This is a genomic window from Pseudonocardia sp. ICBG1034 (assembly GCF_020131375.1).
GTDB lineage: Bacteria > Actinomycetota > Actinomycetes > Mycobacteriales > Pseudonocardiaceae > Pseudonocardia > Pseudonocardia alni.
This window is the reverse complement of sequence record NZ_JAHLEK010000015.1, coordinates 145,432-157,620: the sequence shown is the minus strand read 5'-3', so window position 1 is coordinate 157,620 and position 12,189 is coordinate 145,432. Positions and strand designations below refer to the sequence as shown.

General features: G+C 74.7%; 9 protein-coding genes. 1 reads left to right on the top strand and 8 read right to left on the bottom strand.

Features of this window, described 5'->3' with window-relative positions; genetic code table 11:
• Window positions 1-11: 11 nt before the first annotated feature.
• From KPF22_RS02285 to KPF22_RS02275, 3 genes are read right to left on the bottom strand one after another with little or no spacing between them, the layout of a single operon-like run.
• Window positions 12-671, bottom strand: a complete 660-nt coding sequence (locus KPF22_RS02285) for a response regulator transcription factor (RefSeq protein WP_224401066.1) — start codon at window positions 669-671, stop codon at window positions 12-14.
• Complete coding sequence (locus KPF22_RS02280) at window positions 668-1,981, bottom strand: sensor histidine kinase (RefSeq protein ID WP_208822759.1); 1,314 nt, start codon at window positions 1,979-1,981, stop codon at window positions 668-670. The genes KPF22_RS02285 and KPF22_RS02280 overlap by 4 nt, the downstream gene beginning before the upstream one ends.
• Window positions 1,982-2,016: 35 nt before the next feature.
• Window positions 2,017-3,996: a serine hydrolase domain-containing protein gene (locus KPF22_RS02275; protein WP_208822757.1), complete on the bottom strand. Its 1,980-nt coding sequence runs from the start codon at window positions 3,994-3,996 to the stop codon at window positions 2,017-2,019.
• A 122-nt stretch (window positions 3,997-4,118) separates the two neighbouring features.
• Between KPF22_RS02275 and KPF22_RS02270 the strand changes: the two genes are divergently transcribed.
• The gene (locus KPF22_RS02270) at window positions 4,119-4,457 is read left to right on the top strand and encodes a hypothetical protein (RefSeq protein WP_208822755.1); all 339 of its coding nucleotides are present in this window, start codon (window positions 4,119-4,121) and stop codon (window positions 4,455-4,457) included.
• Between the two features lie 3 nt (window positions 4,458-4,460).
• On the opposite strand, the gene KPF22_RS02265 is transcribed toward KPF22_RS02270, so the two are convergent.
• The 5 genes from KPF22_RS02265 to KPF22_RS02245 form a co-directional block, all read right to left on the bottom strand.
• Window positions 4,461-6,554, bottom strand: a complete 2,094-nt coding sequence (locus tag KPF22_RS02265; protein WP_208822753.1) for a hypothetical protein — start codon at window positions 6,552-6,554, stop codon at window positions 4,461-4,463.
• Between the two features lie 347 nt (window positions 6,555-6,901).
• A complete protein-coding gene (locus KPF22_RS02260) occupies window positions 6,902-7,081 on the bottom strand; it encodes a YbdD/YjiX family protein (RefSeq protein ID WP_073576102.1) in 180 nt (59 codons plus the stop codon).
• Window positions 7,078-9,261: a carbon starvation CstA family protein gene (locus KPF22_RS02255; RefSeq protein WP_224401065.1), complete on the bottom strand. Its 2,184-nt coding sequence runs from the start codon at window positions 9,259-9,261 to the stop codon at window positions 7,078-7,080. The genes KPF22_RS02260 and KPF22_RS02255 overlap by 4 nt, the downstream gene beginning before the upstream one ends.
• Before the next feature lie 249 nt (window positions 9,262-9,510).
• On the bottom strand, window positions 9,511-11,337 hold the full coding sequence (locus tag KPF22_RS02250; RefSeq protein WP_208822751.1) for a phosphoenolpyruvate carboxykinase (GTP): 1,827 nt from the start codon (window positions 11,335-11,337) through the stop codon (window positions 9,511-9,513).
• Between the two features lie 387 nt (window positions 11,338-11,724).
• Window positions 11,725-12,075 (bottom strand): hypothetical protein, encoded by a 351-nt coding sequence (locus KPF22_RS02245; protein WP_208822749.1) that lies wholly within the window; start codon window positions 12,073-12,075, stop codon window positions 11,725-11,727.
• Between the last annotated feature and the right edge of the window lie 114 nt (window positions 12,076-12,189).

Sequence of the window (12,189 nt, the reverse complement as noted above, 5' to 3'; positions counted from 1 at the left end):
CGTCCGGGCCGTCAGCCGGGAGCGGCGACGCCGGTCCGGTAGGCCCACACCACGGTCTGCAGCCGGTCCCGGGTCCCGATCTTCGCCATCGCCCGCCCCAGGTGCGACTTCACCGTGGACGTCTCGACGACCAGCTCGTCGGCGATCTCGGCGTTGGACAGCCCGCGGGCCAGCATCCGCACGATCTCGGTCTCGCGCGGGGTCAGCGGGGCGACCCCGCCGTCGGGCGCGGCGTCCGGGGCCGGGCGGCGACGTGCGAACTCGGCGATCACCCGGCGGGTGACGGTCTGGTCGATCAGCCCGTCACCGCGGGCGAGGCGGCGGACGGCGTCGACGAGCTCGTCGGGGTGGGTGTCCTTCAGGACGAACCCGCTCGCACCCGCCTCCAGCGCGCCGAACACGTAGTCGTCGAGGTCGAAGGTGGTGACGACGAGGACCGCCGGGACCGGGTCGTCGAGGCCGGTGATCTCCCGGGTCGCGACGAGGCCGTTGCCGCCGGGCATCCGGACATCCATGCAGACGACGTCGGGCCGGTGTGCGCGCACCAGCGCGACGGCCTCCGGCCCGCTCGACGCCTCGCCGACGACCTCGACGTCACCGGCCAGCTCCAGGAACATCCGGAACCCGGCCCGGACCACGGCCTGGTCGTCGGCCAGCACCACCCTGATCACGCGCGTCCCCCTCCGGTCTCGGGGCCGGGATCGTGCGGGACGACCAGGCGGACCCGCCAGCCGTCGTCCCCGGTCCGGCCCGCCTCGAACTCACCCCCGACCAGCTGCGCCCGCTCGCGCATCCCGGCCAGCCCGAACCCACGGGTGCCCGGCGCGCTGCCGGACTCCGGCGGGGTGCCGCGCGCGGGCCCGTTCACCACCTCGACGGCGACCCGGCCGTCGGCGTGGGTCACGGTCACCCGGACCGGGGCGCCGGCGGCGTGCTCACGGGCGTTGGCCAGTGCCTCCTGCACCACCCGGTAGCAGGTGACGTCGGCGACCGGGGACGGCTCGTCCGGGTCCCCGCGCCGGACCAGCTCGACCCGCCCGCCCAGCTCCCGGGCCTGTTCCACGAGCCCGTCGAGCTCGGCGAGGCCGGGGACCGGGGCGTCGGCCTCGGCACCGCCCGCACCCGGCTCCCGCAGCGCCCCGACGACCAGACGCAGGTCGTGCAGGGTTCGGCGACCCTGTTCCCGCAGCCGGGACGCCGTCCGGCGCGCCTCGTCCGGGTCCCGGTCCACCAGCCGCTCGACCACCGCGGCCTGCACCACCATCGCCGACAGGTGGTGCGCGGCGACGTCGTGCAGCTCGCGGGCCATCCGCGCCCGCTCCCGGGCGACGGCGGCGTCCGCCCGTTCCCGGTACGCCGCGACGACACCGGCGGTGTGCACCCGGTCGAGCTCGGCGTAGCGACGCCGGGTCCGCAGGTACACGCCCAGCAGCAGCGGGCCGCCGTAGACCAGGACCGCCGACAGCACCTGGGCGACGACCAGCCCGGCCGCGCCGAGCAGCGCACCGTCGGCCGGTCGCACCGCGATCCCGGTGAGCACCACGGTGGTCTCGACGACCGCCGCCGCGCCGACCAGGCCACCGGCCCGTCGCGTCGGGAGCCGGGACCCGCAGGTGCCGGCCGCGACCGCCGTCGCCGGGCCGCGCAGGGCCGCGCCCACCGGCAGCAGGACGACGTTCACCAGCTCCAGCCCGACCGTCAGCGCCAGGCAGACGGCCGGGGCGGTGCGGCGCAGCGCCAGCAGCAGGTTCGCCGCGGTCACCACCCCCAGGGCCAGCGCCGCCGTGCCCGGCGCCAGGCCCAGCTCCGCGGCCGGACCCGGTGCCAGCACCACCGGGGTGACCACCGCGAGCGTCCCGGCCGCGACGAGCACCGCCAGCGCGGCGTCGCGGCGTCGAGGTCCGGCCAGGCCGAGCGCGGTGAGCCGGGCGTCGAGCCGGTCCGCGCCCGTGCGGGGCGGCGGTTCGGGATGCGGGTGCATGGGGTCTCCGGCCTCGGGTGGGGTGATCGTAGGGCTCAGTAGGTGAGGCTCGGCAGCAGCAGGCCCGCCACGACCGCCACCACCGCGACGCCGGCCAGCGCGACCAGCAGCAGCACCCGGCCAATCACCGGCCACCCGCCGGCCCGGGAGCGCAGCGCGGTGACCACCCCGGCCGCCGCCACGGGCACGCCCGCCAGCCCGATCCACTGGAGCACCTGGAGCCCGCGCAGCACCGGGAGCGGCACGTCGACCAGCGACGCGATCGTGAGCACCGAGACCACCCAGCCCGTGAGCGCGACGAGCGCGGCCACCGCCGCCGCCCGGGTGAGGCCGTGCAGGACCCGGTCGGTCCGCGGCCGGGCCGCGACGACCACGCCGTACCGGCGCCGCCACAGCGCCCCCGCGGGCCGGGCGACCAGCGCGCCGAGCAGCACCACGACCGAGCCGGCCAGCACCGTGCCGAGCAGCGCCGCGTCGCGCAGCGGGCCGACCGGCAGCTCGGTGAACGCCGCGTCGTGGCCCAGCGCGGTGACCCGGCCGTCGGCGTCGGTGCGCACGGTCAGCAGCCGCTGCCCGCCGACCTCGCGCCACAGACCGGGCCGGACCTCGGCGTAGGCGGCCGGGCGGACGTCGTTCGGGGCGGGGGAGACCAGCAGCGTGCCGTCCGGGCGGGCCGCAACCCGCATCTGCCCCATCAGGTTCATCGCGCCCATGAAGGTGCTCGCCGACCGACGCGCCGACTCGTAGGTCCCCGCGATCGCGGCGGCCCGGGCCGGGGTGCCGGCGTCCGGGGCGGGTGCCGGGCCCGCCGTGCCGGGCAGGTAGCGGTCGGTGAACCCCTCGGTCACCGCGCGCCGCAGCTCCAGGGTGTCCGCGCCGCCGCGGCCGCTGCTGTTCGTCGTGACGAACACGCCGATCCGCTCGGCCGGGTACAGCTGCAGGTGCGAGTGGAACCACTGGGTGTCGCCGCCGTGGCCGAGGATCAGGTGGCCGTTGCGGCTCTCGTCGAACAGGCCGGGTGCCATCCGCGGGCCGTCGGCGAGCGCGCCGAGGGTGTCCGGGCCCAGCGCCGGGCGCTGCATCAGCGCCCACGCGGCGGGGGAGAGCAGTGGGGTCGAACCGGGCGCGCCGAGCAGGGCCGAGGCGAACCGGCCCATGTCGGTGGCCGACGCGCTGAGCGACCCGGCCGGGGCCGGGCTGACGAACTCGAACGGTGCCGGCGGGGCGTCGACGCTGGTGTAGCCCTCCGACATCGCCCCGGCGGCGGCCGCGGGCAGCGGCTGGTCGAAGGTCGCGGTCGTCATGCCGGCACGGTCGAGCACCTCGCGCTGCACGTAGCGCTCGAAGGGCTCCCCGGTGACCCGCTCGACGACGTACCCGGCCAGGCCGTAGCCGTAGTTGGAGTACGACGGCACGGTGCCGGGGGTGCCGACCTGCTCGGGTGGGTCGGTGGCGAGAAACTCCCGCAGCGACGGGCCGCCCGGCGCGGTGCGGATGAGGCCGCGGATCTGCTCCTCGAAGCCCGCGGTGTGGCTCAGCAGGTTCCGCAGGGTCACCGGGCCCCGGGGCATCGGCACGTCGATGTCGAGGTAGCGGCGGACGTCGGCGTCGAGGTCGACCAGGCCGCGGTCGGCGAGCTGCAGTACGGCGACCGCGGTGGCCACCTTCGACACCGACCCGACCCGGAACAGCGTCCGATCGGGGTCGACCGGCCTGCCCGGCCCGGCCGAGCCGTAGCCGCGGGTGGCGAGGACCTGCCCGTCGCGGACGACGGTGACCGCGGCCCCGGCGATGCCGGTCCGGTCGAGTGCGGCGGGGACGAGGCCGTCCAGCCAGGCGCCGACGTCGGCCGGGCCGAGCGGGGCGGTCGGGACGGCCGCCCGCGGGGCCGGGTCGGGGGCCGGCGCGGCCGGGGCCGCGCAGCCGCCGACCAGGGCCGCGACCAGCACGACGAGCAGGGCGATGGCGGCGGGGCCGCGGCGGGGCGGGCCGCCGGTCCGGCGTGCGGTGATCATGCCGTCGAGCCTCGCCGGGACGGGCCCCCGGCACATCGGGCACAGGTCGGCACCGCGGCCTACGACCTCCGACGGAGACCGCCCTTCCCCGCGCGAGGTCCGATCGGGGACCATGTCGCGCCATGGGAGTCCCGGAGCAGGTCCGCACGCAGCTCGCGACCTGGTGCACCGAGCAGGTACCCGACGGTGAGAGCGACCGGCGCCGGATCGCCTACACCACGGCCGGCAGCACCGTCACGATCCTCGACCGGCGGCCGCCCGCGTTCCCGGAACTGGGTGCGGCGTGGTCGTCGACGGCGCTGGCGCAGCTGCGGGCCGACGACCCCGGGCCGGGCAGCTGGACGCTGTACCGCGTCGCCGACCCCGGCTCGGGGCAGCGCTGGCAGCCGGCGGGGCCGCCGGACACCGACCCGTTCGTGCTGCTCGCGCAGGTCGCCGACGGGATCCGCGCGAGCAGCTGACGCTCAGTCCTCCCGGCCGCCCGTGACGGCCGGGCGCGGGCCCGGGGCCATCGCCGACGGCGTCGACGGGCGGGACGGCTCGTCGTCGCGCGGTGCCGTGTCCGACCCGCGCGGGGCCGGGCGCGGTGCGGGCACCGGCGTCTCGACCGCCTCGTGGGCGGTGACCGGTCCGGCCTGCGCCGGGACGGCGACCGGGACCTCCGGTGCCTCCGCGGCCGTACGGGCGGCGGGCACCGACGACAGCGGCGGGACGACCGGGACCACGGGGGCCGGCCGCACGGCGGCGGTGCGGTCCCCGGTGCCGCGCAGGAACCGCGCCGAGGCCTGGTTCAGCACCTCGAGCAGGGTCGTCCCGGACGAGGCGGCCCGCGGCTCGTCCCCGACGACGGCGAGCATCCGCGGCGCCGCCGCGCTCAGCAGCAGCCCGTCGGCCTGCATCGCACCCGCTCCCAGCACGACCACCAGGTCGGCGGTGTCCGCCGGGGGCAGCGTGCCGAGGACGTCGTCGACGGGTTCGGAGACGACCAGGCCGAAGCCCGGGACCCCGCGGCCGGCGTCGGCCGCCCAGGTCTCGGCGAGCTGCGGGTGGGTCCCGGCGAGCTCGCCGAGCAGCCGGTCCAGCTCGTCCCGGTCGGCGACCTCGCGCCGGGCGCGGTCGAGCTCCTCGCACGCCTCGGTGTAGGCCTGCGGGTCGTGCGCCCGCAGCGCCGCGACGACGGCCTCGTGCTCCGGGGCGCGTGCCCCGTCGGGCACCCGGTCGGCGCACGCGGCGGCCAGGCGCTCCAGCTCGTCGGCCGCCTCGGCGGGGTCGCCGTGCTCGTCGTAGTCGACGATCGCGCGGGCGACCCGCTCCGCGGCGGCCAGGTCCGGCACCGAGACCGGGGAGTCCTGCTGCAGGAACAGCACGTCGTGGCGGAGCGCGCCGACCGACCGTGCGGTCGCCGCCACCCGGTCCAGGGTGTCGGTGAGCGCGGGCAGCTCGGAGGGGTCCCGCGGGATCGGCAGCCCCAGCACCGAGCACAGCCGCGCGATCTCGTCGTCGCGGCGGGTCAGGTCGAGGTGGTGGACGATCGCGACCACGTGGTCGTGGTTCTGCGGGGCCTCACCGGCGACACGGAAGCGGCGCAGGTACGGTTCGGCGTCCTTCTGCTCCTGCGGGCGGAAGTAGGACCGGGTCCGGCCGCCGGAGTCGAGGAAGTCCAGGTAGCGGCGGATCACGTCGGCGCCGCCCTGGGGCAGCGGCTCCACGATCTCGATCGCGGGGCCGGCGGCGTAGCGGGCGCGGTCGTCGCGCTGGCGGGCGGAGTGGCCCTGGAGCGCCTCGAACTCGGCGCGCAGGCCCTGGTGGACCAGGCGGCCGACGACCTCGCGCAACCGGTCGGCGTCCGGGGCCGCGGCGATGGTCTCCAGCGAGCGCAGCACGCAGCGGGCGACCTGGGTGACGGCCCCGCGCCGGTCGGCGTCGAGGTCGCGCAGCAGGCCGGGGACGATCCGGGCCTCACCGGTCTCGGCCCCGGCCACGACCCGTCCGGCCCGCTCGCAGCAGCCCGCGACGTCGGCCGGGTCGGGCATGCCGTCGGCGTCGGGGAGCTGCTGGCCGCGCCGGGCGGTGCGGTCGGCGCCGACCCGGGCGAGCAGGCGGCGCAGCCGCTGCAGCTCGGGGACCGGCAGCTCCGGGAACGACGTGGCGACGCGGCCCGCGACGCTCGCCGGCAGCGCGTCGTGCACCGCGGCGACGCGCTCGGCGGGCGCACCGGTCAGCAGGACGCGCATGCCGTAGCCGGTCAGCTCGGCCAGCGCCCTGGCGAGCTCGCCGGGGCTGGTGTCGGAGAGCACGACGAGCGGCTCCTCGGCCACCACGCCGAGCAACGTCGACGGGTGGGCGGGGTCCTCCTCGGGGCGCGGCGGGGCCGCGGCCCCCAGCGCGGTCGACAGGGTCCGCAGACCGGCGGGCACCCGGCCGGCGCGCACGTCGCCGGTGATCCGCGCCGCCGCCGTCCGCGGTGCCGCTCCGCCGCGGCCGGCCGACGCCAGCCGTTCGACGAACGCGACGAGCGCGTCGATGTCCGTGTCCTCGGACACCCGGACGTCCAGCATCTCGCCTCACACCTCCGCCGTACCTGTGTCGTCGCCCCGGGGACGACGTTCACGGTGTGTATCGCCGTGGACGGCCCGGTGTTCCGCCTCCGCCGCGACTTTCCGGCCGGGACCGGTCGGCCACCGTCACGACAAGCGACGGAGCCGGGTCCCTTTCGGGGCACACGGCGGGTGCGGGTTCGTCCACTCGGACGTCCCCGGTTCCCCGCGCGAGGCTACCTGCTGGGGCGCCACGCTGGGCCGATCTCGTCGATACCGTGCAACGACGCCCCCTTCAGCACCCTCCGCCGTCCACAGTGGGTGACCGAGCCCGTCCGGGCACTGCTCCATCGGAGTGAAATACCCGGTCAGCAGCAGCGGGCGGACGGGACGCGGTCCTGACGGTCGGTCCGCTCCCGCCAGAACTCGCGCTCGCCCAGCACCGGGGCACCCGGATGGTGGGCCGCCCGATGGGCGAGGTACCGCTCGTAGTCGCGCTCCCCGGCGAGCTCGCGCAGGAACGTCCAGAACGCCCGGACCCGGCTCATCCGGAGCCCCCGGCCCGCGCGAGCTCGCGCTCCTCGCGGGTGGCGACGAGTCCGGCCGGCGCCTGGATCCGGGACTCGACGTACGGGTCCTCGGAGCCGCCGGGCAGCGGGCGTCCGCGCAGCGCGGCGACCCACACCCGGACCGAGTCGGCCAGCACGATCACGATGAGCACCGCGAACAGGGCGGTGAGCACGGTGTCGACGGTCGTGTTCACGACGACCTTCTGCATCGCCTCGACGGTCTTGGCGGTGCCCAGGCCGGTCTTCCCGGCGTCGAGCGCGGCCTGGTACTGGTCACGCTGGGCCCAGAACCCGAGCTTGGGGTTGTCGGAGAAGATCTTCTGGTAGCTCGCGGTCAGCGTGACGACGGCGTCGAACACCAGCGGCACGAGCGTGATCGGTGCGTAGCGGGCCCGGCCGGTGCGGATCAGCAGCGTCGTGCAGACGGCCAGCGCGACCGCCGCGAGCAGCTGGTTCGCGATGCCGAACAGCGGGAAGAGCTGGTAGATCCCGCCCAGCGGGTCGTTGACGCCGGCGTAGAGCAGGTAGCCCCAGGCCCCGACGATGACCGCGCTGCAGATCCAGGCCCCCGGGCGCCAGCCCGTGTCGCGGAAGCGCGGCCAGACGTTGCCGACCGTGTCCTGCAGGATGAAGCGCCCGACGCGGGTGCCGGCGTCCACCGTGGTGAGGATGAACAGCGCCTCGAACATGATCGCGAAGTGGTACCAGAAGGCCCGCATCGCGTCGCCGCCGAAGACCTGGGAGAAGACCGTCGACAGCCCGACGGCCAGCGTCGGCGCCCCGCCGGAGCGACCGACCAGGGTCTGTTCCTCCACGGCCTGCGCGGCCGCGGTCAGGTCGGCGGGGGAGATGGTGAACCCGATCTGCTGCACCGCGGCGGAGGCGGTCTCGACGGTCGGCCCGAGCACCGTCGCGGGCATGTTCATCGCGAAGTAGAGGCCGGGGTCGAGGATGCAGGCCGCGGCCAGCGCCATGATCGCGACGAAGGACTCGGTGAGCATCGCGCCGTAGCCGATGACCCGGATCTGGGACTCCTTCTGGATCAGCTTCGGCGTCGTGCCCGAGGCGACCAGGGCGTGGAACCCGGACAGCGCACCGCAGGCGATGGTGATGAAGACGAACGGGAACAGCGAGCCCGCCGCGACCGGGCCCTGCCCGTCGGAGGCGAACCGGGTCAGCGCGTCCATCTGCAGCGACGGCCAGGCCAGCAGGATCGAGGCCGCGAGCAGGACGACCACGCCGACCTTCATGAACGACGACAGGTAGTCGCGCGGCGCGAGCAGCATCCAGACCGGCAGCACCGAGGCGGCGAAGCCGTAGACCACCAGCGCGAGGGTCAGCTGGTTCGCGGTCAGGTGGAAGACCTCGCCCCAGGACGAGTTCTGCACCCAGCCGCCGCCGACGATGGCCAGCAGCATCAGCGCGACGCCGACCACCGAGACCTCGATGATCTTTCCCGGTCGCAGGTAGCGCAGGTAGAAGCCCATGAACAGGGCGATCGGGATCGTCATCGCGAGCGAGAACGTGCCCCACGGCGAGTCGGCCAGGGCCTGCACGACGACCAGCGCCAGCACCGCCAGCAGGATCACCATGATCGCGAGGACGGCGACGATGGCCGCCGTCCCGCCGACCGGCCCGATCTCCTCGCGGGCCATCTGGCCGAGGCTGCGCCCGCTGCGACGGGTGGAGAAGAACAGCGTGACCATGTCCTGGACCGCGCCCGCGAACACGACGCCGACGATGATCCAGATCGTGCCGGGCAGGTAGCCCATCTGCGCCGCGAGCACCGGACCGACCAGCGGGCCCGCACCGGCGATGGCCGCGAAGTGGTGGCCGAACAGCACCCGGCGGTCGGTGGGCTGGAAGTCCTGCCCGTCGTCGAGGCGCTCGGCCGGGGTGGCACGGGTGTCGTCCACGCGCAGCGCGCGGTGGGCGATGAAGCGGGAGTAGAAGCGGTAGGCGATCGCGTAGGAGGCGACCGCGGCGAACACCAGCCAGGCCGCGGAGATCTCCTCGCCGCGGGTGAACGCGACGATCGACCAGGCGATCGCCCCCACCACCGCCACCGCGACCCAGATCGCGATCTGCTTCGGGTCACGACGACGGGCCGTGCCCGTCCCCCCGCCCCGTGGATCTCCCGGTCGCTCCGTCGTGACCATGCCGCCCCCTGCTCGTGCACCGTGCGCGACCGACGCCGTCGTGGAGTCGACCCGGTCGGGCACGTTACGTCGAGCAACGTTCGCTGTCACCGGTCGTGGGACCGCCGTTACCGAGTCTCGACCCGGGTCCCGTCCGCGGGGGCGGCGGACGGGACGACTCCGGTGTGGTCGGCACGCAGCACGGAGCCCCCGCACACCGGGCGGTGTGCGGGGGCTCCGTGGGTCCCGCGCGGCCGGGGCCGCGGTGGGTCAGGCGCCGAGGCGCTGCTTCAGGGCCTCGAACTCGTCGCGGATCGAGGTCGGGAGGTTGTCCTCGCCGATCGTGGCGAACCACTCCTCGATCAGCGGGATCTCGGCCTTCCACTCCTCGACGTCGACGGCCAGCGAGGCCTCGACGTCGGAGCGCTCGGCGTCGACGCCGTCGAGGTCGAGCTGGTCGGCGGTCGGCACGAACCCGATGGGGGTGTCGACGGCGGCGGCCTTGCCCTCCAGGCGCTCGATGCACCACTTCAGGACGCGGCTGTTCTCGCCGAATCCGGGCCACAGGAAGCGACCGTCCTCGCCGCGGCGGAACCAGTTGACGTAGAAGATCTTCGGCAGCTTGTCCGCGTCCGCGCCCTTGCCGGTGGCGACCCAGTGGGCGAAGTAGTCGCCGACGTTGTAGCCGAGGAACGGCAGCATCGCCATCGGGTCGCGGCGGACCTCACCGACCGTGCCGGCCGCGGCCGCGGTCTTCTCCGAGGACATGGTCGCGCCCATGAAGGTGCCGTGCTGCCAGCTGCGGGCCTCGGTGACCAGCGGGACGGTGGTCTTGCGACGGCCACCGAACAGGATCGCCGAGATCGGCACGCCCTTGGGGTCGTTCCACTCCGGCGCGACGACCGGGCACTGGTCGATCGGCACGGTGTAACGGGAGTTGGGGTGTGCGGCCTTGACGCCCGAGTCGGGCGTCCAGTCGTTGCCCTTCCAGTCCGTCAGGTGCTGGGGGTCGCCCTCGAGGTCCTCCCACCACACGTCGCCGTCGTCGGTCAGCGCGACGTTGGTGAACAGCGCGTTCCCGGCCTCGATGGTGCGCATGGCGTTCGGGTTGGTCTTCCAGTTGGTGCCCGGCGCGACGCCGAAGAACCCGAACTCGGGGTTGGTGGCGTAGAGCCGGCCGTCCTCGCCGAACTTCATCCAGGCGATGTCGTCGCCGACGGTCTCGGCGCGCCAGCCGGGCACGGTCGGCTGCAGCATCGCGAGGTTCGTCTTGCCGCAGGCGCTCGGGAAGGCGGCGGCGACGTAGTAGGCCTTCTCCTCCGGGCTGATCAGCTTGAGGATCAGCATGTGCTCGGCGAGCCAGCCCTCGTCGTGCGCCATGGCCGAGGCGATGCGCAGCGCGTAGCACTTCTTGCCCAGCAGGGCGTTGCCGCCGTAGCCGGAGCCGTAGCTCCAGATCTCCCGGGTCTCCGGGAAGTGGCTGATGTACTTGTCCTCGTTGTGCGGCCACGGGACGTCCGCCTGCCCCTCGGCCAGGGGGGCGCCGATCGAGTGCAGGGCCTTGACCCAGCGGTCACCGGCCTCGTCGAGCAGCGGCAGGATGTGCGCACCCATCCGGGTCATGATCTTCATGGAGATCACGACGTACTCGGAGTCGGTGATCTCGACGCCCAGCTTCGGGTCCTCGGCGTCGGTCGGGCCCATGCAGAACGGGACCACGTAGAGGGTCCGGCCCTTCATGCTGCCGCGGTACAGCTCGGTCATCGTCCGCTTCATCTCGGCGGGCGCGACCCAGTTGTTGGTCGGCCCGGCACCGCGCTCGGTCTCGGTACAGATGAAGGTCCGCTCCTCGACGCGGGCGACGTCGCCGGCGTCGGAGGCGGCGTAGAAGGAGTTCGGCTTCTTCTCCGGGTCGAGCCGCACGATGGTGCCCTGCTCGACCAGCTGGTCGGTGAGCCGGGTCCACTCCTCGTCCGAACCGTCGCACCACACGACGCGGTCCGGGGCGGTCAGCTCGGCGATCTCCTGGACCCAGGCCGCGACGCCCTGGTTGGTGGTCGGTGCCTTGTCGGTGCCCGGAACGGTCGCTGCAGTCATGTCGTCCTGTTCTCCTCGCCGGCCCCGGCCCGTCACCGGGGGAACTACGACGGGCCCGCGACCGGAGTCGGTGACGGGCCCAGACGGGAAAAGGTGGTTTCCGAGGCTACCTGCGAAATAGTGCGCCACCCATGGGTGGAGTTGAGAGGTCAGGCACAGCACCGATCATGTAAATCGATCCAGTAGCCGACGGACGACGGCGATGTCCGCCCAGGTGACAGGCATGTCACACGAACGCAACCTGTTCCCGGTGACCGATTCGGCGACGATCCGTGACATCGGCACGCACATTCCGGGAGAAGCGTCGCGGAAATTCACCCGCAGGCCGGAAGCGACCGTTTCAACGCATTCTCGGAGCCCACTTAGGGCTTTCAGGAACGGAAGCGGTCAGCGCACGGCGGCGACGGCGCGCGCCAGCTCCGGAACCATGATCGGCAGCCGGTGCGCGGTCACCTGCCAGTAGCGCGTGCCGGGGTCACCGGCCCGCCAGGCGTCGGCGAGCCGGACGACGGCGTCCGGGTCGATCCGCCGGCGCGGCCGGGGTCGCATCCCGCAGCGCTCACGGACGCCGGCGTCGAGCGCGCGCCAGGCGTCCTCGGCGGTGGTGTGGACCGAGACCTCCGGGCGGCCCGGGACGACGTCGTGGTCCTCGGTGCCGGGATCCCCGGCGCGGTCCACGGAGTCACCGGGGTGCTCCCCGAGCACCAGGGTGTAGGCGCTGACCACCTCGTACGGCACGGCTGTCTCCCGTGTGGAGTCGGCACCGGCGACCGGCACCGGTCGCCGCGGACGAGCCGTAGTGAACCAGCCGGGGCACACCGGATCCGCCGAACGAGCGTCCGACGGGGCCGC